The sequence below is a fragment of the Streptomyces sp. NPDC025721 genome (assembly GCF_055558595.1).
Window position 1 is genome coordinate 277,935 of sequence record NZ_JBVHMF010000002.1, and the last position, 24,251, is coordinate 302,185.

Below are 24,251 nucleotides of genomic sequence, written 5' to 3' on the forward strand. Positions count from 1 at the left end.
GCAGGGGAGCCGTTTTCAGGAGAACTGCCGTGCGGTCAGCGCCAGTTGGACACGTTCACGTTCTCCAGGATGCCGAGCGCGTCGGGCACCAGGACGGCCGCGGAGAAGTACGTGCTGACGAGGTAGCTGATGATCGCCTTGTCGTCGATACCCATGAAACGGACGTTGAGCCCCGGCTCGTACTCGTCGGGCAGCCCGGTCTGGTTGAGACCGATGACGCCCTGGTTGTCCTCGCCGCTGCGGACCGCGATGATCGCGCTGGTACGAGCGGTGCTGACCGGGATCTTGTTGCAGCTCAGGATGGGCACACCGCGCCAGCCGGGAACGGTGTGGCCGTGCACCTCCACCGGGTCGGGGTAGAGGCCCGCCCTGGTGCACTCGCGGCCGAAGGCGGCGATGGCCCGCGGGTGGGCGAGGAAGAACTTGGTGCCGCGGCGCCTGCTGAGCAGCTCGTCGAGGTCGTCGGGGAGCGGCGGGCCCGCGTGCGGCTGGATGCGCTGGTCGTAGTCCGCGTTGTGCAGCAGCCCGAACTCGGGGTTGTTGATCAGCTCGTGTTCCTGGCGCTCGCGCAACGCCTCGACGGTGAGCTTGAGTTGCTGCTCGGTCTGGTTCATCGGCTCGTTGTAGAGGTCCGCGACACGGCTGTGGACGCGCAGCACGGTCTGGGCGACGCTCAGCTCGTACTCGCGCGGCTTGACCTCGTAGTCGACGTAGGTGCCGGGCAGCGCTTCCTCGCCCTTGTGGCCCGACGCCAGCTCGATCGCGGCCTCACCGCGCTTGTTGACCCGCTGCCGCGGGATCGCGCGGTGCGCCTCCAGGTGCGTGCGCAGCGCCTCGGACTGTCCGAGCAGCGGTTCGAGCTCCTGCCGGGGCAGGGCCAGCACCGTGGTGACGGTGGCCGCGCGGGCCGTGTACTCCCACTCGCCGTCGGCGCCGAGCAGCGCCTGGTCGCCGAAGTGGTCGCCGTCGGCGAGGACTCCGAGCCGGGTCGGCTCGCCGTACGATCCCTCGCCGAGCTTCTCGACCTTGCCGTGCGCCAGCAGATAGACGGTGTCCGCGGGCGTCCCGGCTTCGGCGATGACCTCGCCCGGCGCGAATTCACGCTGGACGAAACGGTCCGCCAGCGCGGTCAGCGCGCCGACGTCGTTGAACGAGCGCAGCGCGGCCAGCTCGCCCAGCTCCTGCGGGATCACCCGGACCTCGGACCCCGTCTTCACGAAGGTCACGCGCCCGTCGCCGACCGAGTAGCTCAGCCGGCGGTTCACCCGGTACGTGCCCGCGTTGACCTGCACCCAGGGCAGTACGCGCAGCAGCCACCGGGAGGAAATGCCCTGCATCTGCGGGGCGGACTTGGTGGTCGTCGCCAGATTCCTGGCGGCCGACGTGTCCAGACTCGTACGCGCCTGGTCGTCGTGCGGATTGCCGAGTGCGGTGTCCTGGCCCGCATCAACCGACATGTGCTGTCCTTCCCGTAAGCGGGTGATACGGCCTCATTCTTTCCGTGACGCAGAGTGCTGCCTATTGCCGAAACGAGTGAGAATACTTTCCGAAAATCCGGATCGCGGCTTTTGGTGGGGCGCACGGGGCGCGCGACCCCGCGCGCGCTCGAACCCGTGTGCGTCAGGGGGGAGTTCGGGGGCAACCGGTGGGTGGGGACGCCACCTGGCGCCGCCGCACCGCACGAGCACCGCCGGCCCCGAGGGCCGGCTTACAGGAGGTCCGGGATGTTCGCCGCAATCGGGGCAGTCATCTTCGCCATCGCGTACATCATCAACGCCACGAGCACGAGCACGGACGCGGGCTTCACGCCGATCAGTCTGCTGCTCGCGGGACTGGTCTTCGTCGCACTGCACCTGGCGGGCGTCGGGTCGGGCTGGGCGGTCCCCAGCAGACGGCGTCGTCGCCGCTGACCGGGTGCGGGACCGCACCCGAGGTGAGGCGGCGGCCACGCGGCGGTCAGGAACCACCGCTCGCGGAGGCCGCGGCGGCTACAGCGCCTCGACGACCGAGCCGCGGTCCGGGGGCGTCACCTGCGGCGGGATGGTGAGCGGCACGGCGGCCAGCGCCGCGGCCAGCGCGCTGCGGCGCTCCCGGCGGAAGACGTACGCGGCGAAGGCGCCGGCGCCCAGCAGCGCGACGAACGACATCAGGGTGCCGAGCCAGCTCGCGCCCAGCCACTTGCCGCCGATCCAGCCGAGTCCGACGCTGTACGTCGCCCAGGCGACCCCGGCCAGCGCCGACCAGGGCAGGAACTCGCGCGGGCTGCGGCGGGCGGCGCCCGCGCCCAGGCTGACCACACTGCGGCCGGCCGGTGCGAAGCGGGCGAGGATCACCAGGGCGCCGCCGCCCTGGTGCAGTACCTGTCCGAGCCGTTCGTGCGCGCCCGCCAGGCGCCGCGAGGACGCCACTCTACGGTCGAACCACTCCCCGCCGCGGAAGGCCAGCCGGTACGCCAGCAGGTCGCCGAGGCAGGACGCGACGGCGGCGCACACCAGCAGCGCGAAGACGTCGAGCATGTCGTCGCGTGAGCTGGCGGTCCCGGCGGTGGCGGCACTGATCACCAGCACACCGCTCGGCAGCACCGGCACGAAGACGTCGAGGATCACGGAACTCGCCACGAGCACGTAGATCCAGGGCCAGTCGAAAAGGGAGCCCAGGCCTTGCAGCACCGCGCCTCCTCGTCCTTGGCCGAATTCGTACCCGTGGAGCGCCCGTCTGATGCCGGGCACCTCGTACTTGCCGTGCTGTCCGGCTCTCCGTCGGCGTTCCGCCTCGTCGAACCGGGTCCTGAAGGGGTGCTGTCCGGTGGTCGAAGATCTTCATCCACCGTCAGCCGTACAGCGTACGCCAAGGGGCACCGCCGGAACCGGCGAGGGCACGTGACGTAGTAGACATCACTACGAGAATACTTTCCGCCGGGACCGTTCATCGCTGATCAGAGAACTGATCGGAAATCCGTACGATCCGCGCGGGAATCGGCGGGGGCGCCGGGCGGGCGCCCGCCTACAGTGACGCTGTGGCTTCCGCACCCGCTCCTCCAGTGTCCACCCACGAGACGCTGTCCACGTCGCTGGCCTCGAATTCCTCCCTGCTGCCGGTCGACAAGACCCTCGGCTTCGTTCTCGCCGCGCTGCTCGTGGCGGCCGCCGGGGTCGCCGCGTACGCCAGACTCGCCGACGAGCACGACAACTACGCGCGCGGCATCGCCCTGGCGGGCCTCAGGGCGGCCGTACAGCTCGCGGTGGTCGCCGCCCTCATCGGCTGGGTCGTCAAGCACCAGGCGGCGCTGCTGGGCTTCGTGGCGCTGATGTTCGCGGTCGCGTCGCGGACCGCGGGGCGCCGGATCACCCGCAACCGCACCTGGTGGTGGGCCGCGGTGCCCGTCGCGGCGGGTGCGCTGCCGGTGGTCGTCGTGCTCGTGCTGACCGGCCTGGTGCCGATCGACGGGATCGCGCTCATCCCCGTGGCCGGAATCCTCATCGGCGGCGCGCTCACCGCCACCGTGCTCGGCGGGCGGCGCGCCCTGGAGGAGCTGAAGCTGCGCGCGGGCGAGGTGGAGGCCGCGATGGCGCTGGGCTTCTCCGACCGCGACGCGCGCCTGGAGATCGCCAGACCGGCCGCCTCCGGGGCGCTGGTCCCCGGCCTCGACCAGACCAGGACGGTGGGCCTGGTGACCCTGCCCGGCGCCTTCGTGGGCATGCTGCTGGGCGGCGCGAGCCCCGTGTCGGCCGGGGCCGTGCAGTTCTTCGTCCTCATCGCGCTGATGGCCGTCCAGGCGGTCGCGGTCTCCGTCGTCCTCGAATTGGTCGCGCGGGGCCGCATCACCCGCGTTCCGGCCCTGTGACCGGGCCTTCGGACCGGGGGACCGGGCCCCGCGACCTCGCGGTGCGGTACCCCGTTCGGGCGTCGCGTAGACTCGTCGGAGCAGAAGGGGAGTAGCTCTTCGCCGGACCGTCGACATACTGCTCAGTTCAGCCGCAGTTCGCTGTTCTGAGCCGGCGCCCGGAGGCGGATGTGCCGCGCGATGCGCGTACAGCCCGCCAGCGAGACCTTCGGCCGCAGTGTTCCGACGCTGCCGTGCCGAAGTGATCTCAGATACGGCTTGACGTTCCCCTGGATCTCTCGGTGCGGCGCCCGACCGATTGAGGACCAGACCCCGTGCTCAGCCTGACCGTCATCGCCGTCGTCTTCGGCGTGATCTTCCTTGCCGAACTCCCCGACAAGACCGCGCTCGCCGGGCTCATGCTCGGCACCCGCTACCGCGCCTCGTATGTCTTCGTGGGCGTCGCCGCCGCCTTCGTCGTCCACGTCGCCCTCGCCATCGCCGCGGGCAGCCTGCTCACCCTGCTGCCGCACCGCTGGGTCCAGGGCGTGGTCGGACTGCTCTTCCTCGGCGGCGCGGCCATGCTGCTCTTCTCCAAGGGCGACGACGAGGAGGAGGTGCGCGAGCCCGCCAACCAGAGCTTCTGGAAGGTCTCGGGCACCGGCTTCATGCTCATCCTGGTCGCCGAATTCGGTGACCTCACGCAGATCATGACCGCCAATCTCGCCGCCCGCTACGACGACCCGGTCTCGGTCGGCATCGGCGCCGTCCTCGGCCTGTGGGCGGTCGCGGCCCTGGGCATCTTCGGCGGGCGGCTGCTCATGAAGCGGGTGCCGCTGGCGCTGATCACGAAGATCGCGGCAGCTGTGATGGTGGTGCTCGCCGGATTCAGCCTGTACGAGGCCGCCGCGGGCTGACGTTCCGCGGGGCCGTACGGCACGGCGGGCCGGACCCTGACGAGGGTCCGGCCCGTTCGTTTTCACGCGGCCCCGTACGGCCCTACGGCTCGTGCGTGCGTCGCGTGCGTGCGTCTCGGCTGTGCGTCTTGTCCGTATGTCGCGTCCGTACGTCTCAGTCGACGACGATACGGAGGCCGCCGTCCGCGACGGCCTCGACCCGCACCCGCTCCAGTGAGTCGACGTGCGCGGTGGGCGCGTGGACCGCGGCGCGCGGGCCGACGCCGATCACGCGCATTCCGGCGGCCCGCGCCGCCGCGATGCCGACCTCGGCGTCCTCGAACACCACGCAGTCCTCGGGCGCGAAGCCCAGCTCCGCCGCGCCCTTCAGAAAGCCCTCGGGGTCCGGCTTGCTCGCGCTCACCCGCTCCGCGGTCACCATGACGGGCGGCAGCGGCAGGCCCGCGGCGGCCATCCTGGTCGTGGCCAGTTCCTCGCTCGCCGAGGTCACCAACGCGTGCGGGCGGCCGTCGAGCGAGGCCAGGAAGGCGGTGGCACCGGGCACCTGCACGACACCGTCGGTGTCGGCGGTCTCCTCGGCGAGCATCAGCGCGTTCTCCGCGTAGTTCTCTGCCATCGGGCGGTCGGGGAGCAGGACGGCCATCGTCGCGTGGCCCTGGCGGCCGTGCACGACCTTCAGCACCGCGTCGGCGTCCAGGCCGTGGCGGCCGGCCCAGGCGCGCCAGCAGCGCTCCACGACGGCGTCCGAATTCACCAGCGTTCCGTCCATGTCCAGCAGCAGGGCTTTCGCGGAGTGGACGGGCATGTTCTGGGGCTCCTCGGCACATCGGTGATCAACGGCAACGTGGTTCCGCCCGCCGGTCAGGGAAGCGGGCGGAACCACTTTGTTCCCTCACGGTACAAAAGTGGGGCGCTCAGCGCCAGTCCCCCTGGTCCACGTACTGCAACAGGCCCCATGTGAAGTGCGCGACCACCCTCGCGCCGCCGCCGGGCGGTGTCAGCGCCACGCGGGTACGGCTCGGCGCGTCCGGCGGCAGCGGTTCCGCAGGCGGGAAGGCCCTGGCCGCGTCGTCCACCGTGCACGACCACGGCGTCAGGTCGGCTACCTCCCGCAGCCTTGGCGCGGGCGCTTCCGGGGCCCGTACCAGCCACTCGTTCCACACCGCCGAGCCGCCGCCCGGTGCGCACAGCACCTCGAATCTCAGGTCCGGCCACAGGGGCGTCGGCCAGCGCAGGGCCCGGCACGTCAGGTCGCCGATCCGCCGCTCCTCCTCCGCCTCCGGAGGGCCCAGCGCCGTCCTGTACCTCCGCTCACCGGTCGGGAATGTGCGCGAGTGGGCTCTCGCCTGCCACTTCTTGTGCGCCTCGCGCGCCTGGGCGTGTGTCGCTCCCAGCGACCGGAGCGCCTCGTCCACCAATTCCGGTTGGTGGTCCGCCATTCTTCGCAGCAGCACCAGCTGGAACTCCGCGACCCCGAACGCCTGCGTGACCATCCCTCGACCCTAGAACCTCCACCCCCCGGCGGGGCGCCGCCCTCGCCCGCCCGGCCAGCCCCCACCGGCCGGTGGTCCGGGGACAGCCGGTCTGCCCCGCTGGGGCGGGTGGTGACGTGCGGGGGCGTCGTGGCTGGTGGCGCAGTTCCCCGCGCCCCTTTAAAGATCGGCTCGCCGCCTGGGCGGAAGTGGGTGTGCCCCGTCAGGGGCGCGGGGAACGGCGCGGCCAGCCCTCACCGGCCGGTGGTCCGGGGACTACCGGATTGCCCCGCTGGGGCGGGTGGTGACGTGCGGGAGCGTCGTGGCTTGTCGCGCAGTTCCCCGCGCCCCTTTAAAGATCGGCTCGCCGTCCGGCCGAAAGGCGGTGCGCCCCGTCAGGGGCGCGGGGAACGGCGCGGGTAACCCACCACCGGCCGGTGGTCCGGGGACAACCGGATTGCCCCGCTGGGGCGGGTGGTGAGGTGCGGGAGCGCTTCGGCTGAGCGCGCCCACGCGGCGGCAGCCGCAGATTAAACACAGTCCCGCGCCCCTGAAAAGCAGGCCCTGCGCCAGCGCGGCGCACACGCTGGGGCGGGTGGTGTCGTGCGGGAGCGTCGGGGCGGAGCCCGGGGTCTTGAGGGGGCGCCCGACCTTCGGAAAGCGGCGCTAGCTGGTTTGGTGTTCGAGGGTGGTGCGGGTTTGGGGGCCGTAGACGCCGATGGGGTCGCCGCGGACGCCGTACCAGATCTGGAACATGGCGACGGCCTCGCGAACCCCTTGGTCGTAGGAGCCGTTGACGTGGCCGTGGTAGACCCACACGTCGCGGAGCCGCTGCTGGAGATCGGAGACGGCGGCGCCGGTGTCGCCGAGCTGGAGGATCTTGGAGGCGGGGGAGGTCGGGGTGACGGGGGGCGTGGTGGGGGCCGGGTCGGCCGGTGCGGTGGGCGCGGACGGCGTGGAGCCGGTCGTGGCGGGCGCGGCGGGGGCCGACGGCGTGGAGCCGGTGGCGGCGGGAGCCGTCGTAGAAGGGGACGGCGGCGCCGTGGCGGTCTCGGGCACCACCGGCGCGGCGGAGGTCGTGGTCGGCGCGGGCGTGTGGCGCGGGGCGCCGACGGCCACGGTGCCCACGACGGCGGTGGACTCCGTCGGCAGCTCGACGTCCGGCATCGAGGACGTCCGGTCCGGCGGCAGCGCCCGGTCGGTGCGCGGCTCGTCGCCCATGACCTGTCCGGTGACGGCGACGGCGCCCGCGGCCAGCGCGGAGGCGGCGACCGCGGCCGCGGCCACCACCAGACCCCGTCTGCGGCGCCGGTACCTGCCCCGGTCCTGGTACAGCCCCGTCCCGGCCGCCGCCCCGGCGAACGCGGCCGGGGTCCCGGCCTCGGCGTCCCCCCGCGGCGCGTACTCCACGCCGGAGTACAGCGCGGCGAACAGCCCGACATCGGCGGTCTCGGGACCGCCGTCGCCGGGCGCCAGCAGCGGCCGTACGGTCGTCTCGCCCGCCTCGCCGTCCGGCTCGGCGACGTAGGGGCGCATCCGCAGCGGGTGGAAGCCCTCGGTGGCGGCGAGCGCGGCGGCCCGCGCGGCGGAACGCTCCGCCGCCCGCGTCTCCCCGCCCTCGTCCTGCTCGCCGGGGAGGCCGGGCGGGCCCGGCTCGGCCGAGTCGTCCCAGGTGACCAGGGCCCCCGGCGGCACCAGCTCGCTCGGCGGCGGCGTCGGCGGCCGCGGGGCGGTCACCTCGGGCGAAGCGTGCGGCACCCCGGGCACGACCGGTATCCCCGCCGAGGACGCCTCGGCGTCCACCTCGCGGGCAGCGTCCGGCTGCGGCGCCACTGGTTCCCCTCCCGGCCGTCGTTCGCATTTCGCATATTCGCAAAGACGTGCCGATTATGCCGACCTCCGGCGGCGAGCGCAGCCCGCTGACCGCACAAGTGGGCGAGTATCGGAGGCCAAAGTCGTACAAATGGTGGGAATATAAGGTTCCGACCGTCGGGGGATGACGCGAGGAGCCGTTCCATGGCCCAGGACACCACGACCGCCGCGGGCCCGGCGGCGGCAGAGCCGGGGCAGCACCAGGACAAGCGAGCGGTGCGGATCGCGATCAGCGCCCTGGCGCTCGGCATGCTGCTGGCCGCCCTCGACCAGACCATCGTGTCCACCGCGCTGCCCACGATCGTCAGCGAACTGGGCGGCATCGACCACTTGTCGTGGGTGGTGACGGCCTATCTGCTGGCGTCGACCGCGGCCACCCCGCTGTGGGGCAAGCTCGGCGACATGTACGGCAGGAAGCGGCTCTTCCAGACCGTCATCGTGATCTTCCTGATCGGCTCCGTGCTCTGCGGAATCGCCCAGAACATGGGCGAGTTGATCGCCTTCCGGGCCCTCCAGGGCCTGGGCGGCGGCGGGTTGATCGTGCTGTCGATGGCCATCGTCGGCGACATCGTGCCGCCGCGCGACCGCGGTCGCTACCAGGGCGTGTTCGGCGGGGTGTTCGGCGCGGCGAGCGTCCTCGGGCCGCTGCTGGGCGGGGTGTTCACCGAGCAGCTCTCCTGGCGCTGGGTGTTCTACATCAACCTCCCCATCGGGATCATCGCGCTCGCCGTGATCGCCGCGGTGCTGCACATCCCGGTCCGCCGTACGGCCCACCGGATCGACTACCTCGGCATGGCGGTGATCGCCGCAGCGGCGACCTGCCTGGTGCTGATGACCTCGCTCGGCGGCACCACATGGGCGTGGAGTTCGGCCGGGATCATCGGCCTCGCGGTCGCCGGAGTCGTCCTCATCGCGCTGTTCGTGGCGATCGAGCGCCGCGCGCAGGAGCCGGTGCTGCCGCCGAAGCTGTTCCGCAACCGTACGTTCCTGCTCTGCTCGGTGATCTCCTTCATCATCGGCTTCGCGATGTTCGGCGCGATGACGTTCCTGCCGACCTTCCTCCAGGTCGTGCACGGCTTCTCGCCCACGCTGTCCGGCGTGCACATGATCCCGATGGTGATCGGCATGCTGCTGTCGTCCACGGTGTCGGGGCAGATCGTCAGCCGCACCGGCCACTACAAGGTCTTCCCGATCGCGGGCACCGGCGTCATCGCCGTCGGACTCGTCCTGCTGCACACCCTGGACGAGACGACCAGCACCTGGGTGATGAGCCTGTACTTCCTGGTCTTCGGCCTCGGTCTCGGCCTGGTGATGCAGGTGCTGGTGCTGGCCGTGCAGAACGCCGTCGGGTACGAGGACCTGGGCTCGGCCACCTCGGGCGCCACCTTCTTCCGCTCCATCGGCGCGTCCTTCGGCGTCTCGCTGTTCGGCACGATCTTCGCCAACCGCCTTTCCGACGAGCTGACATCGGCCTTCGCGGGCAAGTCGCTGCCCGCCGGGGTCAATCCGGCGCAGTTCCAGGCCGACCCGACGGCGGTCGGCAAGCTGCCCGCGGCCGTGAAGGGGCCCGTGCTGCACGCGTATTCGAACTCGATCACCACCGTCTTCCTGTGGGCGGTGCCGATCGTGCTGGTCGGCTTCCTGCTGGCGTGGCTGCTCAAGGAGCAGCCGCTGCGGGGCACGGTGACCGTGCCGGACGCCAGCGAGACGCTCGGCACCAACCCGGTAGAGCGGTCCTCGCTCGACGAGATCGCCCGCTGCCTTTCGCTGCTCGGCAGCCGGGAAGCCCGCCGCGACCTCTACACCCGGATCACCGGTCTGGCCGGGCTCGACATCCACCCCGCCACGAGCTGGCTGCTGTTGCGGCTGGCCCACGACGGCGAGGGCGACCCGGTCGAGCTGGCCGCCCGTACCACCGTGCCCGCCGAGGTCATCGAGGCGGCGGCCGACGAGTCGCTGTCCCGCGGCTTCGCCGTACGCGACGGCGGTCCGCTGGTCCTCACCGCGTCCGGACACGCGCTGGCCGGACGCCTGACCGAGGCGCGGCGCACGGTCCTCGCCGATCTGCTCGGCGACTGGGACCCGGCCGCCCACGCCGACCTGGCCGCCCTGGTCACGAAGCTGAGCGGCGAACTGTGCGGCGGCGACGGGGACCGCCCCGAGGGCCGTACGCGGCACCAGCCGGCGGCCGGCGGTACGCCTCCGGCCTGAGGGTTCGAGCCCGTCGTCCTGAAGCCGTCCGTTTGCGGTGCCTGGCAGTGGCAAGCCGAGCAGGGAGAGAACGTCACTGTCTGACGACCCGTAGGAACGGGAGGCACGCCATGTCCACCGGAGCGACTGTAGCCATCGTCGTAGTGGCGCTGATTGTCCTGGCGCTGATCGCGACCCTGGTGATGAGGGGCGACGGTACGGGAGGTGTGGGTTCGGGAGCGCGGCTGAAGCATCGCTTCGGACCCGAGTACGACCGCGTGCTCGAACGGCACGACGGCGATGTGAAGGCCACCCGGGCGGAACTCGCCGAGCGGGTCAAGCGCCACGGCGACCTCGAACTGCGACCCGTCTCCGAGCAGGAGCGGGAGCGGTACACCGCCGCTTGGACCGCGCTCCAGGCGCGGTTCGTGGACGAGCCCGTCGCGGCGGTCGGCCAGGCCGACGCGCTGATCGGCGAGATCGCCGCCGACCGGGGCTTCCCGGCCGCGCGGGAGCCGGAGCACTTCGACGCGCTGTCCGTCCACCACCCGCACGCGGTGCACGGTTACCGCCAGGCCCACACGCTGGTCGACTCCGTAGGGGCCCCCGGTTCCGCGGCGCCGCAGAAGCGGCAGTCCACGGAAGACCTGCGCAAGGCGCTGCTGGGCGCGCGAGGGCTCTTCGACGAGCTGATGACCGAGAGCGCGCGCGGAACGAAGAACACCACGGAGCGGGCTGACGAGGCCGACGAGCCCGTCGTGGAGCACGACGCCGCGGCCGACGAGGACGCGAAGGCGGGCGGTCGGCGCGGTGCGCTCGGCGGCCGGTTCGCGGCCCTTAGCGGCGGGCGGCGGGAGCACGACGACGCGGACGAACGTCTGTGACGTTCGGCTGGGCGCCGCTCGACCCCCCAAGCGGGGTGCACCACCCTGCGCCGGCCGGACGAGTCGGCTCAGCAGGACCACGGACAGGGAGATGAAGCGATGAGTGACCGCGACACCGAGAAGACCGGTACCGACCGGGCCGAGGCCGAGAAGACCGAGGCGGAGAAGGCCGCGACCGGCACCGACAGGACCGGCACGGACCGCAGCAGCGCGGACCGGACCGGCACGGAGCGCAACGGCACGGACAGGATCGGGTCCGGCAAGACCCGGACGACCACGTACGGGACCGGGACCGGGACCGGCACTGGGACCGGGTCCGAGTCCGAGTCCGAGGCCGACAAGGCCGAGACCGGCACCGGGAGCCGGGCCGCCTCCAAGGCGTCGTCCGGGACCGACAGGCCCGGCAGACTGGACAGGTCCGAGTTCTCCGAACAGCGGGAGAAGGAGCCCGAAGCGGCTTCCTCCACCGGCTCGGGCACATCGGCCCGTTGGACCTCGGGGGCCTCCAAGTCCTCCGAGACCGCTGAGGCCGCCGAAACCGCTGAGGCTGCCGGGACCTCCGGCTCCGACACCGGGCGGGCGACGACCGGCACGGGTACGGGTACCAGCGCGAGCACGTCCGTACCGGCGCCGCGTACGCCCGCCGAGTCGACGACCGGGACCACCGCGACCGAGCCGGAGGCCGAGCGCACGTCCGGTCCCGGCACCGGGACCTCGGCGTTCGCCACCAAGCCCGGCACCGCCTCCGAGACGGAGACCACGGCCACGCGTACGGACACGTCCACGCCCGCGTCCATACGTACGGACACCTCCACGTCTGAGTCCGCACGTACGGACACGTCCGCGCACACGGACACGTCCACGACCGCGACGGACGGCACGTCCGGTGCGGCCGACGGCGGGGCCGAGGAAGTGGACCGGCTGAGCCGGCGGATGGACCGCGCGGTCGGCGGCTTCGTGGACGACCCGAAGCGCGCCGTGCGCGAGGCGGACGCCGTACTGGACGAGGCCGCGGCGCGGCTGACCCGGTTGCTGGAGGAGCGGCGCACCGCGCTGCGCGGGTCGTGGCACGGTGACGACGGAAGCGACGGCACCGGGACCGAGGAGTTGCGGATCGCGCTCACCAAGTACCGCGACATGACACGGCAGTTGCTGACGACCGGCATCTGACGCCGGAGCCGGAGCCGGAGCCGGAGCCGGAGCCGGACCGGACCGCGCGCGGGCGCAGGCGCGCGGCCGACGGCTGACGACAGCGGACGGACGGGGGCTCTCACCTACGGTGAGGGCCCCCGTAGTCGACTCGCAGTTCCTTGACCCCGTTGATCCACGCCGAGCGCAGCCGCCGCGGGTCGCCGAGCAGCCGGATGTCCGGCAGATTGTCGGCGATGGCGTTGAACATCAGGTTGATCTCCAGCTTGGCGAGATTCGCGCCGAGGCAGTAGTGCGGGCCCCCGCCGCCGTACCCGAGGTGCGGGTTGGGATCGCGCAGGATGTCGAACGTGCCCGGGTCGTCGAAGACTTCGGGGTCGTTGTTGGCGGAGGAGTAGAACATCCCCACCCGGTCGCCCGCCTTGATCTTCGCGCCGCCGAGTTCGGTGTCCCGGGTGGCGGTGCGCTGGAAGGACACGATCGGGGTCGCCCAGCGGACGATCTCGTCCGATGTCGTGTCCGGGCGCCGCTCCTTGAACAGCTCCCACTGCTCGGGGTGGGTCAGGAACGCGTGCATGCCGTGGGTGATGGCGTTGCGCGTCGTCTCGTTGCCCGCGACGGTCAGCACGAGCACGAAGAAGCCGAACTCGTCGGAGGTCAGGCTGCCTTCGTCGGACGCGGCGACGAGTTTGCTGACGATGTCGGCGGCCGGGCACTGCTTGCGGGCGGCGGCCATGTTCATCGCGTAGGAGATCAGCTCCATCGCCGACTCGGCGCCGATCTCCTCGGTGATGGCGAGTTCCGGGTCGTCGTACGCGGCCATCTTGTTCGACCAGTCGAAGAGCTTGAGCCGGTCGTCCTGCGGCACGCCGATGAGTTCGGCGATGGCCTGGAGCGGGAGTTCGCACGCGACGTCGGTGACGAAGTTCCCCCGGCCCGCCTCCGCCGCGCCGGTCACGATCCGCTGGGCGCGGGCCCGCAGCGCGTCCTCCAGGGCCCGTATCGCCCGCGGGGTGAAGCCGCGCTGGACGATCTGCCGCAGCCGGGTGTGCTCGGGCGGGTCCATGTTGAGCATGATGAAGCGCTGCACGTCGATCTGGTCGCGGCTGATCCGGTCGTTGAAGCGGATGATCGCGGTGTTGGTGTACGAGGAGAAGACCTCCGGGTTGGTCGACACCGCCTTGACGTCCGCGTGCCGGGTCACCACCCAGTAGCCGTCGTCTCCGAAACCCGCGGTGTTGTGCGGCTGGGCGTTCCACCACACCGGGGCAGTCCGCCGGAGTTCGGCCAGTTCCGGGAGGGGGACGCGGTCCTGGTAGACGTCCGGATCGGTGAAGTCGAAGCCTTCGGGAAGCGCGGGACAGGGCATCGGCACTCCAGGTCTGACGTGTCATAAGTTGTCTGACGGTCCATCAGATATACGACCGAAGGTAGTAACGAGTTCCACAAGTCGCAAGGGCCGCGGGCGTGTGGATCACGTACGGGAACGACGTGGGCCGTGCGCGACTCTTGCGCGCGCCGTACCGCGGGTAATAAGACTGCGGGAAGAACTAGAACGCGTACTAGTTTAGTTGAGAAGAGGACGAGCTTCATGGCCGCTGAACCCGTCATCGTCGAAGCCGTACGCACCCCGATCGGCAAGCGCGGCGGCGCGCTCGCCAACCTCCACCCCGCCTATCTGCTCGGCGAGACCTACCGCGAACTGCTCGGCCGCACCGGCATCCAGGCCGACGCCGTCGAGCAGATCGTCGGCGGCACCGTCACCCACGCCGGGGAACAGTCCATGAACCCCGCGCGCAACGCCTGGCTCGCCGTCGGCCTGCCCTACGAGACCGCCGCGACCACCGTCGACTGTCAGTGCGGGTCCTCGCAGCAGGCCAACCACATGGTGGCCAACATGGTCGCCGCGGGCGTCATCGACATCGGCATCGGCTGCGGAGTCGAGGCCATGTCGCGGGTGCCGCTGGGCAGCGGCTCCAAGCACGGGCCCGGCAAGCCGTTCCCCGACGAGTGGAACGTCGACCTGCCCAACCAGTTCGAGGCCGCCGAACGGATCGCCCGCCGCCGCGGACTCACCCGCGAGCACGTCGACCGGCTCGGCCTCATCTCGCAGGAACGCGCCGCCCGCGCCTGGGCCGAGGAGCGCTTCAAGCGCGAGACCTTCGCCGTCCAGGTGCCCACCACCGAGGTCGAGCAGCACGCCGGGCTCGGCATGTGGCGGCTGGTCGACCGCGACCAGGGCCCGCGGGACACCACCATGGACGGGCTCGCCGGGCTCAAGCCCGTCATGCCCACCGCCGTCCACACCGCGGGGAACTCCTCGCAGATCTCCGACGGCGCCTCCGCCGTGATGTGGGCCTCCAAGAAGATGGCCCGCGCCCTGCACCTGCGCCCCCGCGCCCGGATCGTCGCCCAGGCCCTGGTCGGCTCCGACCCGCACTTCCACCTCGACGGACCCGTCGACGCCACTCGCGCCGTCCTCGGCAAGGCCGGGATGACGCTGCGGGACATCGACGTCGTCGAGATCAACGAAGCCTTCGCCTCCGTCGTCCTGTCCTGGGCCCAGGTCTTCGACCAGGACCTCGAAAAGGTCAACGTCAACGGCGGCGCCATCGCGCTCGGCCACCCCGTCGGCGCCACCGGCGCCCGGCTGATCACCACCGCGCTGCACGAACTGGAGCGCGCCGACAAGGAGTTCGCCCTGATCACGATGTGCGCGGGCGGCGCGCTCGCCACGGGCACGATCATCCAGCGGCTGTGAAGCACCGCCCGGACGAGCCCCGCGCGGGGGTCAGCGCTGCCTGCGGCCCTTGCGGCCGCTGAGCAGGAAGCCCACGCCGACGCTCGCGACGAAGAAGATGCTGACGATCAGCCACGTACTGGTGCCCGCCGATCCGCCGTCCTTCTTCGTGTCGCCGGTCGGGCTGGGCGAGGCCGTCGCGCTCGCCGCCGTCACGCGCGACCGCGTGTCGGGCGACGCGGCGACGGCGGACGGCGCCGCCGTCAGGGCGGCCAGTGCCAGGACGGCGACGGTGGCCACGGTGGTGGCGCGGCGGCGCAGGAGCATGAGGAACACCCTAACGTCCCGGTGCCGCGCTATACGGCCCGGTACGTCACCGGGTCGGACCCCGGCACGGGCTCGGCGCGCCCCGCCTTGGTCAGCCGCCGCAGATGCGCCTCGGTCTCGGAGACGGCGATGGTCCGCGAGGACGCGGGGATGCGCGACCAGGGACGGTTCCAGGGCAGCGCCTCGGCGAGCTGCCAGGGGGTGCGGGGGCCGGGGGTGATGAGGGCGAGGAGCTCGGCCAGGCGCGCGGCGTGGTGCTCCAGGAGCTCGCCGACCCGGCCGGCGGCGCCCGCGAAGGCGTACTGGTGCGCCGGGAGCACCTGGGCGGGGGCCAGGCGGGCGATGCGTTCGAGCGAGTCGAGGTAGTCGCCGAGCGGGTCGGTCTCGACGACGGCGTCCGGGTCCTCGTACAGGCCGATGTGCGGCGAGATCTCCGGCAGGAGGTGGTCACCGGAGAACAGCCGGCGGCTCTCCTCCAGATACAGGCAGACGTGCCCCGGCGTGTGTCCTGGCGTCCACACCGCGCGCAGCCGGCGGCCCGCCAGCGGCAGCCGCTCGCCGGGGACGATCTCGCGGTCCGGCAGCGCGGGCGGCCGTCCCGGCAGCGCCTGCCCGCCGTACTCGCGCAGCGGCGCCAGGTGCTCCTCGGGCGCGCCCGCCGCCGCCAGCCGCGCCAGCAGGTACTCCACCCACACACCCGGCTCGGCCTCCCGCGTGCGCCGCACCACGTCGATGTCGGCCGCGTGCATCGCGATCCACGCCCCCGACGCCTCCCGCACCCGCGCGCTCAGCCCGTGGTGGTCGGGATGGTGGTGCGTCACCAGCACTCCCAGGACGTCACCCACCGACGTGCCCGCTTCCCGCAGCCCGCGCTCCAGCGCCGCGAACGAGTCCGGATGGTCCCACCCGCTGTCCACCAGCACCGGCCCGTCGTCGGTGTCGAGCAGGTGCACCAGCGTGTACCCGAGCGGGTTGTCGGGAATCGGCACCGGCACGCTCCACACCCCGCCGCCGTGGTCGACCACCCGCCCCCGCTCCTGCCGCCGGCCGGCCGTGCCGTGGTCCGCCATGGGATGGCTCCTCTCCGGCCGCCGCCGGGCGTGCCGCGTCCATTGCCCACTATAACGAGAACTGGTATCAGTTCTGACTGAGCGTCAGAAATGGTTCGAGCGGAGACAGCGAGAGCGGCGGAGGCGACAGCGATGAACGATCCCGGTCCTGGTTCCGACTTCATCGAGCACGGAAAGCTGTTCATCGGAGGGGCGTTCGTCGATCCGGCGGGGGACGGGGGGACGATCGAGGTCGTGTCGCCGCACACGGAGCGGGTGTTCGGACGGGTGCCGCACGCGTCGCGGGCGGATGTGGACCGGGCGGTGGCGGCGGCCCGCACCGCGTTCGACGAAGGGCCCTGGCCCCGCTCGACGTTGGCGGAACGGATCGAGGTCGTCGGCCGGATCAAGGACGCCGTCCTGGTCAGGCACGAGGAGATAGCCCGGCTGATCAGCCGGGAGAACGGCTCACCGGTCTCCTGGAGCGTCCTGGCCCAGGCGCTCGGCGCGATGATGGTCTGGGACGCCGCGATCACCGTGGCGCGCGACTTCCGTTACGAGGAGCGGCGGGCCGGAGCGCTCGGGCCGATCCTGGTACGGCGCGAGCCGGTCGGCGTCGTCGCGGCCGTGGTGCCGTGGAACGTACCGCAGTTCACGGCGGCGGCGAAGCTCGGGCCCGCGCTGCTCGCCGGGTGCACGGCGGTGCTCAAGCCGTCGCCTGAGTCGCCGCTCGACGCGTATCTGCTGGCGGAGATCGCGCGGGAGGCCGGGCTGCCTGACGGGGTGCTGAACATCGTGCCCGCCGGACGCGAGGTCAGCGAGTACCTGGTCGGCCACCCCGGCGTGGACAAGGTGTCGTTCACCGGCTCGGTCGCGGCGGGCAAGCGGGTGATGGAGGTGGCCGCGCGCCATCTCACGCGCGTGACACTGGAGTTGGGCGGCAAGTCGGCGGCCGTGATCCTGCCGGACGCGGACCTGACGGCGGCCGTCGCCGGGATCGTGCCCAACGCGTGGATGAACAACGGCCAGGCGTGCGTGGCCCAGACCCGCGTCCTGGCCCCCCGTACCCACTACGACGAGATCGCCGAGCGGCTGGCGGCGGCGGCCTCCGCGCTGGTGGTCGGCGACCCGCTGGACCCGGCCACCGAGGTCGGCCCGCTGGTCGCGGAACGCCAGCGGCAGCGCTCCCTGGACTACATCGCGATCGGCCAGCGCGAGGGCGCCAAGGTGCTGACCGGCGGCGGCCGGCCGAGCGGCCTGGACACCGGCTGGTACGTCGAGCCGACGCTGTTCGGCGACGTCGCGCCGGGGATGCGGATCGCCCGCGAGGAGATCTTCGGCCCGGTGATCTGCCTGCTGCCGTACGACGACGAGGCCGACGCCGTACGCATCGCCAACGACTCCGACTACGGGCTGTCCGGCAGCGTGTGGACCTCCGACACCGAGCACGGCATCGACATCGCGCGCCAGGTGCGTACCGGCACGTACTCCGTCAACACCTTCAGCCTTGACATGCTCGGCCCCTTCGGCGGCTACAAGGACTCAGGTCTCGGGCGGGAGTTCGGGCCCGAGGGGTTCAGCGAGTACCTGGAGCACAAGATGATCCACCTCCCGGCCGACTACCCGGCCGCCCCGGCGCGGGAGGCCGCCGGGGCAGCGGGCACGGCGGGCGGCACGGCGGGCGGCACCGACTGATGGGCGACCGCTGGCACGTGGACGTGGACCGCTCCGTCTGCATCGGCTCGGGACTGTGCGCGATCGGCGCCCCCGGCGCCTTCGTGCTGGGCGGCGTGCCCCGCCAGTCCCGCGCGGTGGAGGCGGAGGCGGACGCCTCGGAGGGCCTCCTCGCGGCGGCCGAGAGCTGCCCGGTGGAGGCCATCACCCTGACCGTGCAGGGGTCGGGAGAGCCGGTCTTCCCGCCGGAGGAGTGACCGGACGGACGGTGTGAACAGCCCGCCCGGCCGGAATCACCCGGCCGGGCTACCCGTCGTCACCCTTGCGGGCCGGGCCGGGCCGGGCCGGACTGGCCCGGACCGGGCGCGGCGGCCCGGAACCGTCCCCGCCTCACCCGCCGCGCTTGATGGCCCGCAGAAAGCGGGCCAGCGCGGTCGGCGTCGTACACAGCACGACCCCTGGGTCGTCGCTCTCGCGGAGCAGGACCGCGCCGCCGTCCTCGGCCAGCTCGACGCACTCGCCCTGTTCCTGCGAGTACGTGGACTTCTGCCAAACGAGCGGCGCGGGCGCGATCATCGGCGGGCCTTTCAGAGGTCTTGGGAGATGTCGCGGATGAAGTCCCGTGACCGGGACTGATCCAGCGCAACCTCCGCGAGAGTGTTGTAGAGCACGCGGTAATTGGACAGATGCGGTGCCGCGTGCAGAAAGCTGATGCCGTGTGCGGAGTCGATCTGAACGGTGTCGAGCGGCCGTACCGGACCGCTCGCGTAGAGCATCGCGTGGCCGGAACCTATGTGACCGTCCACCGCGAAGGGGATCACCCGCACGCTGATGTGCGGCAGATGGCTCAGCTCCTGGATGTGTTCGAGCTGGGCGCGCGCCACCTTCCCGCCGCCGAACCGCATACGCAGCGCGGCCTCGTGGATCAGCGCCTCGTACGGCGGCGCCGTCTCCCGGTAGAGCACTCCCGAACGCTCCATGCGCTGGGCCACCCGCGCCTCCAGCTCGTTGTCCGGCAACGGCGGGATGGCGTAGCCGAAGACCGTGCGGGTGTAGTCCTCGGTCTGGAACACACCCGGAATGTGGGTGATCTGGATGGTACGGAGCCGGGTGGCGTGGTGTTCGAGCTCGGCGATGTCCAGCAGCCCGGCCGGTACGACGCCGCGGTAGGTCTCCCACCAGCCCTTGCGGCCCTGGCTGTTGGCCATGACCACGAGCGCGTCGATCAGCGCGGTGTCGCCGCACTCGTAGAACGCCGCGAGTCTGCGTAACCGCTCCTCGCTCACGCCGAGCCGCCCGGCCTCGATGTGGCTCACCTTCGCCGGGTCGGTGCCGAGCAGCCGCGCGGTGTCCCGCGCGGTGATCGCTGCGGCTTCCCGCATTTTCCGTAGCTCCGCACCGAGGCGCTCCTGGCGGGCGGTTGCGGTGCTTCTGAGCGGCATGGTGTCCCTTCTGAATGGTGGTTCCGAGTCTGCCGTTCCGCTCACGCGGGGTCCAGATCGTTTCTGGAAATTTCGGAGACAAGGTTGCAGTGGGGCATTATTGCCCCATATGCTGCGCGCGCTTACGCGCACGCGGACAGTCAACTCCCTTGAGGTGTAAGTGTGTTGACCGGGTATCCGGTTACCGGCGATCCCGCTCCGACGGTACGACGGGCGACGGGTCGGCGAGGGCCCGGTGAAGTTCCCGTGAAGGGGTCGTGGGGCCCCGGTCGCCGGGCGGTGGCGGCCAGCCACGGTCGTGATCTTCGCCCGTGATCTTCATCCGTGATCTTCGCCCGTGACCCTCGGCCGGGAGCGCGCCGGGCCGCGCCCGCGCGGGCGCTACTCGGGGGACGTCAGGTCGATCAGACGGCAGACCGTCTGGATGTCGATCTTCACCTGGGCGATCGAGGCCCGGCCGGAGAGCCAGGTGACCAGCGCGGAGTGCCAGGTGTGCTCGATGACCCGGACGGCCGAGAGCTGCTCGGCCGTGGGGGGCGCGTCCAGGCCCATCGCGTCCAGGATGATCGCCGTGGTCAGCCGCGAGACGGTGTCGACCTCGGCGCTGACCGAACGGTCGGCGAAGGTGAGGGCGCGCACCATCGCGTCGGCCAGATGCGGCTCGCGCTGCATCGCGCGGAAGGCCCGCATCAAGGTCTCCGCGACCCGGTCGGCCGGCTCGGCCGCCACCGGGGGCCGCTTGCGCAGCGTCCCGTGCAACTGCCCTAGCTGGTCCTGCATGGTCGCGACCAGCAGATGGATCTTGGAGGGGAAGTAGCGGTAGAGCGTGCCGAGCGCGACGCCCGAGGTCTCGGCGACCTCCCGCATCTGCACGGCGTCGAAACCGCCCCGGCAGGCGAGCTGCGCGCTGGTGTGCAGGATGCGGCGGCGCCGGGCCTCCTGCCGCTCCGTCAGCGGCGGCGAGTGCGGCGCGGGGGAGTGCGGCGGTACGCGCGGGAGCGGCGGGCTGGACGGCTTGGAGTCAGTGCTCATGTGTCCCATCCCGTGCCGTTCCCGTTCCCGTACCCGTTTGCGTGCCGGTCCGCGGGCCGGTCGGCCCGTGCCGCCGGTGTCCCGCGCTGCGTGCATGATGGCAGGGCGGGTGACGTGGTGCGAGTCACCCTCGGCCCGCACCGGGCCCCGCCCCCGGCGGCGTGATCCGACCGTCCGGCGGCCGGTGGACTGGCTTTCTGTACCATCAAGTCTGAAACTTGTTCTAGATTAGCGCGACAGCGGTTACGCTCCGGCTCAATCGCGACCGAGAAGGGGGCCGGAGTGACCTCACAGGCCAGGCCGCTGCGGATTGCCCTGCTCAGCTACAAGGGAAATCCCTTCTGCGGCGGCCAGGGCGTGTACGTCCGGCACCTGTCCCGCGAGCTGGCCGCGCTCGGCCACAGCGTCGAGGTGATCGGCGCGCAGCCCTACCCCGTGCTGGACGCCGTCGGCGAGGGCGTCACCCTCACCGAGCTGCCCAGCCTCGACCTGTACCGGCAGCCGGACCCGTTCCGCACCCCCAAGCGCGGCGAGTACCGCGACTGGGTCGACGCCCTCGAGGTCGCCACCATGTGGACCGGCGGCTTTCCTGAACCGCTCACTTTCAGCCTCCGTGCCCGGCGCCATCTCGCCGCCCGCCGCGCCGAGTTCGACGTCGTCCACGACAATCAGACGCTCGGCTACGGGCTGCTCGGCCTCGGCCTGCCGCTGGTCACCACGATCCACCACCCCATCACCGTGGACCGCCGCCTGGACCTGGCCGCCGCGCAGGGCTGGAAGCGACGGCTGTCGGTACGCCGCTGGTACGGCTTCACGCAGATGCAGAAGCGGGTGGCCCGCCGCCTGCCGTCCGTGGTGACCGTCTCCGGTTCCTCGCGCGACGAGATCATCGAGGACCTGGGCGTACGGCCGGACCGCATCCGCGCCGTCCCGATCGGCGCCGACGCCCGGCTCTTCTCGCCCGACCCCTCCGTGGCCGAGGTGCCCGGCCGGATCGTCACCACATCGAGCGCCGACGTGCCTCTCAAGGGCCTGGTCTTCCTGATCGAGGCGCTCGCCAAGGTACGGGCGCAGCGGCCGTACGCCCATCTCGTCGTCGTCGGCAAACGGCCGGAGAAGGGGCCCGTGGCCGAGGCCATCGCCGACTTCGGCCTCGCGGACGCCGTCGAATTCGTCAAGGGCATCAGCGACGCCGAGCTGGTCGACCTGCTGCGCGGCGCCGAGGTCGCCTGCGTGCCGTCGCTCTACGAGGGCTTCTCCCTGCCCGCCGCCGAGGCGATGGCCACCGGCACCGCGCTGGTCGCCACCACCGGCGGCGCCATCCCCGAGGTCGCCGGGCCCGACGGCGAGACCTGCCTCGCCGTGCCCCCGGGCGACGCCGGTGCGCTTGCCGCTGGGCTTGAACGTGTCCTCGACGACGCCGGCCTTCGCAAGCGGCTCGCCGCCGCCGGCCGCGCCCGCGTCCTGGCCCACTTCACGTGGGAGCGGGCCGCCGAGGCGACGGTGGCCCTGTACCGCGAAGCGATCGCCTCCGCCCCGCGGGCTCGCGGGCCTGTGTCCGATGTGCGGCTGCCGCCGCGTGGGCGCGAGCAAGCCGCCACCGGGCCGGTGGTCGCGGAACCGACCGCGTCCGCCCCGCTGGGGCGGTCGGTGAGCCGCGGCGCCGCATCGGCCGAGCGCGCGGTGCCCCGCGCCCCTGAAGGGCGCCCCCTCGCGCAAGGTGAACGTATGGGGGACGTGCCCCCCGAGACCGAGTCCGGCCCGGTAGGGAGCAACCGCTGATGCTGACCGTCGACTTCACCCGTTTCCCGCTCGCCGCAGGCGATCGCGTGCTGGACCTCGGATGCGGGGCCGGGCGCCACGCCTTCGAGTGCTACCGGCGCGGAGCGCACGTGGTGGCGCTGGACAGGAACGGCGAGGAGATCCGCGAAGTCGCCCGCTGGTTCGCGGCGATGAAGGAGGAGGGCGAGGCGCCGGAGGGCGCGTCGGCGGTGGCGATGGAGGGCGACGCCCTCCAACTCCCCTTCCCCGACGAGAGCTTCGACGTCGTCATCATCTCCGAGGTGATGGAGCACATCCCCGACGACAAGGGCGTCCTCGCCGAAATGGTGCGGGTGCTGCGCCCCGGCGGCCGGATCGCGGTCACGGTGCCGCGCTACGGCCCGGAGAAGGTCTGCTGGGCGCTGTCGGACGCCTACCACGAGGTCGAGGGCGGCCACATCCGCATCTACAAGGCCGACGAACTGCTCGGCAGGATGCGGGAGGCGGGCCTGCGCCCGTACGGCACGCACCACGCGCACGGGCTGCACGCGCCGTACTGGTGGATCAAGTGCGCGGTCGGCGTGGACAACGACAAGGCGCTGCCGGTGAAGCTGTACCACAAGCTGCTGGTCTGGGACATCATGAAGAAACCGCTGGCCACAAGGGTCGCCGAACAGGCGCTCAACCCGCTGATCGGCAAGAGCTTCGTGGCCTACGCGACCAAGCCGCACCTGCCGGTGGACGCCGTCTCGCCGTCCGCGGACGACACCGACGTCACAGCCGCCCCGGGCGCCGCCAAGTGACGTATCCCAGCCGGAGGCCGGACCGCACGGAGCGGCTGGCGCTGCCCGGTGTGCTCACCGCCGAGCAGGCCGCGGAGACGGTGGACGCCGTCGCGGCGGTCCAGCGCGAGGACGGCGCGATCCCCTGGTTCCGCGGCCACCACCTCGACCCCTGGGACCACGTCGAGGCGGCGATGGCGCTGGACGCGGCGGGCGAGCACGAGCGCGCGCGGGCCGCGTACGACTGGCTGGCCAGGCACCAGAACGAGGACGGGTCCTGGTACGCCGCCTACCAGGACGGCGACCCGCAGCGGCCGACCGACCGCGGCCAGGAGTCCAACTTCTGCGCGTACGTCGCCGTCGGCGTGTGGCACCACTATCTGTCCACCGGGGACGACGCGTTCGTGGACCGGCTGTGGCCGACGGTCTACGCGGCGGTGGAGTTCGTGCTGGGGCTCCAGCAGCCCGGCGGCCAGGTCGGCTGGAAGCGGGAGGCGGCCGAGCACGGCGGGGGAGTCGTCACCGACGCGCTGCTGACCGGGAGTTCGTCGATCCACCAGGCGCTGCGCTGCGCGCTGGCCATCGCCGAGCACCGCGAAGAGCCGCAGCCGGACTGGGAGTTGGCGACCGGCGCGCTGGGGCACGCGATCCGCAGCCACCCGGAGCGGTTCCTGGACAAGAGCCGCTACTCCATGGACTGGTACTACCCGGTGCTGTCCGGCGCGCTGCGCGGGCCGCGCGCGCTGGAGCGGATCGAGGAGGGCTGGTCCCGCTTCGTGGTGCCGGGCCTCGGCGTCCGCTGCGTGGTGCCCAACCCGTGGGTGACCGGCGGCGAGACCGCCGAACTGGCCCTGGCGCTCTGGGCGGTGGGCGAGTCCGACCGCGCCGTACAGTTGCTGGCCGACATGCGGCACCTGCGCGCGGACGACGGCCTGTACTGGACGGGGTACGTCTACGACGACGACGCCGTCTGGCCGGTGGAGCGCACCGCGTGGACCGCCGCCGCCGTGCTGCTGGCGGTGGCCGCGCTCGGGGGGGACGAGGCGACCACCGCCGTATTCAGCGGGGAACGGCTGCCGGTCGGGCTGGAACCCGAGGCGTCCGGCAGGACGGGCTGCTGCTGAGACGCGTGCCGTA

23 protein-coding genes are annotated in these 24,251 nt (G+C 72.1%); 12 read left to right on the forward strand and 11 right to left on the reverse strand.

The genetic code is table 11. The features are described 5' to 3' along the window. Positions 1 to 35 precede the first annotated feature (35 nt). Positions 36 to 1,457, reverse strand: coding sequence for a family 2B encapsulin nanocompartment shell protein (locus tag ACZ4EF_RS05220; RefSeq protein ID WP_355349985.1), 1,422 nt, complete (start codon positions 1,455 to 1,457; stop codon positions 36 to 38). 267 nt (positions 1,458 to 1,724) lie between these two features. Here ACZ4EF_RS05220 and ACZ4EF_RS05225 point away from each other — a divergent pair, with 267 nt between their 5' ends. Next, on the forward strand, positions 1,725 to 1,910 hold the full coding sequence (locus ACZ4EF_RS05225; protein ID WP_188285091.1) for a hypothetical protein: 186 nt from the start codon (positions 1,725 to 1,727) through the stop codon (positions 1,908 to 1,910). A gap of 78 nt (positions 1,911 to 1,988) precedes the next feature. Here the strand turns inward: ACZ4EF_RS05225 and ACZ4EF_RS05230 are convergent, their stop codons facing one another. Then, complete coding sequence (locus tag ACZ4EF_RS05230; protein WP_467502840.1) at positions 1,989 to 2,669, reverse strand: DedA family protein; 681 nt, start codon at positions 2,667 to 2,669, stop codon at positions 1,989 to 1,991. Positions 2,670 to 3,070: 401 nt separating this feature from the next. On the opposite strand from ACZ4EF_RS05230, the gene ACZ4EF_RS05235 reads away from it, so the two are divergent. Both ACZ4EF_RS05235 and ACZ4EF_RS05240 read left to right on the forward strand, forming a co-directional pair. Further along, positions 3,071 to 3,844: an ABC transporter permease gene (locus ACZ4EF_RS05235; protein WP_355350004.1), complete on the forward strand. Its 774-nt coding sequence runs from the start codon at positions 3,071 to 3,073 to the stop codon at positions 3,842 to 3,844. A gap of 314 nt (positions 3,845 to 4,158) precedes the next feature. After that, entirely contained in the window at positions 4,159 to 4,740 is a 582-nt protein-coding gene (locus tag ACZ4EF_RS05240) for a TMEM165/GDT1 family protein (RefSeq protein WP_355349992.1), read from the forward strand. Positions 4,741 to 4,894: 154 nt separating this feature from the next. Here ACZ4EF_RS05240 and ACZ4EF_RS05245 read toward each other — a convergent pair whose 3' ends face one another. The 3 genes from ACZ4EF_RS05245 to ACZ4EF_RS05255 form a co-directional block, all read right to left on the reverse strand. Next, positions 4,895 to 5,545, reverse strand: coding sequence for an HAD-IA family hydrolase (locus tag ACZ4EF_RS05245; RefSeq protein WP_467502842.1), 651 nt, complete (start codon positions 5,543 to 5,545; stop codon positions 4,895 to 4,897). A 109-nt stretch (positions 5,546 to 5,654) separates the two neighbouring features. Then, complete coding sequence (locus tag ACZ4EF_RS05250; protein WP_467502843.1) at positions 5,655 to 6,233, reverse strand: hypothetical protein; 579 nt, start codon at positions 6,231 to 6,233, stop codon at positions 5,655 to 5,657. Positions 6,234 to 6,878: 645 nt separating this feature from the next. Then, the gene (locus ACZ4EF_RS05255; protein ID WP_467502844.1) at positions 6,879 to 8,045 is read right to left on the reverse strand and encodes a peptidoglycan-binding domain-containing protein; all 1,167 of its coding nucleotides are present in this window, start codon (positions 8,043 to 8,045) and stop codon (positions 6,879 to 6,881) included. Positions 8,046 to 8,228: 183 nt separating this feature from the next. On the opposite strand from ACZ4EF_RS05255, the gene ACZ4EF_RS05260 reads away from it, so the two are divergent. From ACZ4EF_RS05260 to ACZ4EF_RS05270, 3 genes are all read left to right on the forward strand, one after another. Continuing rightward, entirely contained in the window at positions 8,229 to 10,295 is a 2,067-nt protein-coding gene (locus ACZ4EF_RS05260) for an MDR family MFS transporter (protein ID WP_401715220.1), read from the forward strand. A gap of 110 nt (positions 10,296 to 10,405) precedes the next feature. Continuing rightward, positions 10,406 to 11,158 carry a hypothetical protein gene (locus ACZ4EF_RS05265; RefSeq protein ID WP_355345432.1) on the forward strand — a complete coding sequence of 251 codons (753 nt, stop codon included), beginning with the start codon at positions 10,406 to 10,408 and terminating at the stop codon, positions 11,156 to 11,158. Between the two features lie 99 nt (positions 11,159 to 11,257). Continuing rightward, the gene (locus ACZ4EF_RS05270) at positions 11,258 to 12,328 is read left to right on the forward strand and encodes a hypothetical protein (RefSeq protein ID WP_467502846.1); all 1,071 of its coding nucleotides are present in this window, start codon (positions 11,258 to 11,260) and stop codon (positions 12,326 to 12,328) included. Positions 12,329 to 12,428: 100 nt separating this feature from the next. Here ACZ4EF_RS05270 and ACZ4EF_RS05275 read toward each other — a convergent pair whose 3' ends face one another. After that, positions 12,429 to 13,676 carry a cytochrome P450 gene (locus ACZ4EF_RS05275; protein WP_391116527.1) on the reverse strand — a complete coding sequence of 416 codons (1,248 nt, stop codon included), beginning with the start codon at positions 13,674 to 13,676 and terminating at the stop codon, positions 12,429 to 12,431. Between the two features lie 222 nt (positions 13,677 to 13,898). On the opposite strand from ACZ4EF_RS05275, the gene ACZ4EF_RS05280 reads away from it, so the two are divergent. Then, complete coding sequence (locus ACZ4EF_RS05280) at positions 13,899 to 15,068, forward strand: steroid 3-ketoacyl-CoA thiolase (RefSeq protein ID WP_391160155.1); 1,170 nt, start codon at positions 13,899 to 13,901, stop codon at positions 15,066 to 15,068. A 30-nt stretch (positions 15,069 to 15,098) separates the two neighbouring features. On the opposite strand, the gene ACZ4EF_RS05285 is transcribed toward ACZ4EF_RS05280, so the two are convergent. Both ACZ4EF_RS05285 and ACZ4EF_RS05290 read right to left on the reverse strand, forming a co-directional pair. Then, positions 15,099 to 15,374, reverse strand: a complete 276-nt coding sequence (locus ACZ4EF_RS05285) for a hypothetical protein (RefSeq protein ID WP_391047311.1) — start codon at positions 15,372 to 15,374, stop codon at positions 15,099 to 15,101. 29 nt (positions 15,375 to 15,403) lie between these two features. Further along, on the reverse strand, positions 15,404 to 16,444 hold the full coding sequence (locus ACZ4EF_RS05290; protein WP_401304233.1) for an MBL fold metallo-hydrolase: 1,041 nt from the start codon (positions 16,442 to 16,444) through the stop codon (positions 15,404 to 15,406). A gap of 132 nt (positions 16,445 to 16,576) precedes the next feature. Between ACZ4EF_RS05290 and ACZ4EF_RS05295 the strand changes: the two genes are divergently transcribed. Further along, positions 16,577 to 18,118, forward strand: coding sequence for an aldehyde dehydrogenase (locus ACZ4EF_RS05295; protein WP_467345513.1), 1,542 nt, complete (start codon positions 16,577 to 16,579; stop codon positions 18,116 to 18,118). Continuing rightward, positions 18,118 to 18,354 carry a ferredoxin gene (locus ACZ4EF_RS05300; protein ID WP_355345411.1) on the forward strand — a complete coding sequence of 79 codons (237 nt, stop codon included), beginning with the start codon at positions 18,118 to 18,120 and terminating at the stop codon, positions 18,352 to 18,354. Before ACZ4EF_RS05295 ends, ACZ4EF_RS05300 begins: the two co-directional genes overlap by 1 nt. Positions 18,355 to 18,487: 133 nt before the next feature. Here the strand turns inward: ACZ4EF_RS05300 and ACZ4EF_RS05305 are convergent, their stop codons facing one another. The 3 genes from ACZ4EF_RS05305 to ACZ4EF_RS05315 form a co-directional block, all read right to left on the reverse strand. Next, the gene (locus tag ACZ4EF_RS05305) at positions 18,488 to 18,673 is read right to left on the reverse strand and encodes a DUF397 domain-containing protein (RefSeq protein ID WP_188285067.1); all 186 of its coding nucleotides are present in this window, start codon (positions 18,671 to 18,673) and stop codon (positions 18,488 to 18,490) included. Between the two features lie 11 nt (positions 18,674 to 18,684). Next, positions 18,685 to 19,539, reverse strand: coding sequence for a helix-turn-helix domain-containing protein (locus ACZ4EF_RS05310; RefSeq protein ID WP_188285066.1), 855 nt, complete (start codon positions 19,537 to 19,539; stop codon positions 18,685 to 18,687). 381 nt (positions 19,540 to 19,920) lie between these two features. Further along, on the reverse strand, positions 19,921 to 20,571 hold the full coding sequence (locus tag ACZ4EF_RS05315; protein WP_391047302.1) for a TetR family transcriptional regulator: 651 nt from the start codon (positions 20,569 to 20,571) through the stop codon (positions 19,921 to 19,923). Positions 20,572 to 20,853: 282 nt separating this feature from the next. Between ACZ4EF_RS05315 and ACZ4EF_RS05320 the strand changes: the two genes are divergently transcribed. From ACZ4EF_RS05320 to ACZ4EF_RS05330, 3 genes are read left to right on the forward strand one after another with little or no spacing between them, the layout of a single operon-like run. Further along, complete coding sequence (locus ACZ4EF_RS05320; protein ID WP_467502851.1) at positions 20,854 to 22,353, forward strand: glycosyltransferase family 4 protein; 1,500 nt, start codon at positions 20,854 to 20,856, stop codon at positions 22,351 to 22,353. Continuing rightward, a complete protein-coding gene (locus ACZ4EF_RS05325; protein ID WP_355345403.1) occupies positions 22,353 to 23,135 on the forward strand; it encodes a class I SAM-dependent methyltransferase in 783 nt (260 codons plus the stop codon). Before ACZ4EF_RS05320 ends, ACZ4EF_RS05325 begins: the two co-directional genes overlap by 1 nt. Continuing rightward, entirely contained in the window at positions 23,132 to 24,238 is a 1,107-nt protein-coding gene (locus ACZ4EF_RS05330; RefSeq protein WP_401853188.1) for a prenyltransferase/squalene oxidase repeat-containing protein, read from the forward strand. Before ACZ4EF_RS05325 ends, ACZ4EF_RS05330 begins: the two co-directional genes overlap by 4 nt. Positions 24,239 to 24,251: the final 13 nt, after the last annotated feature.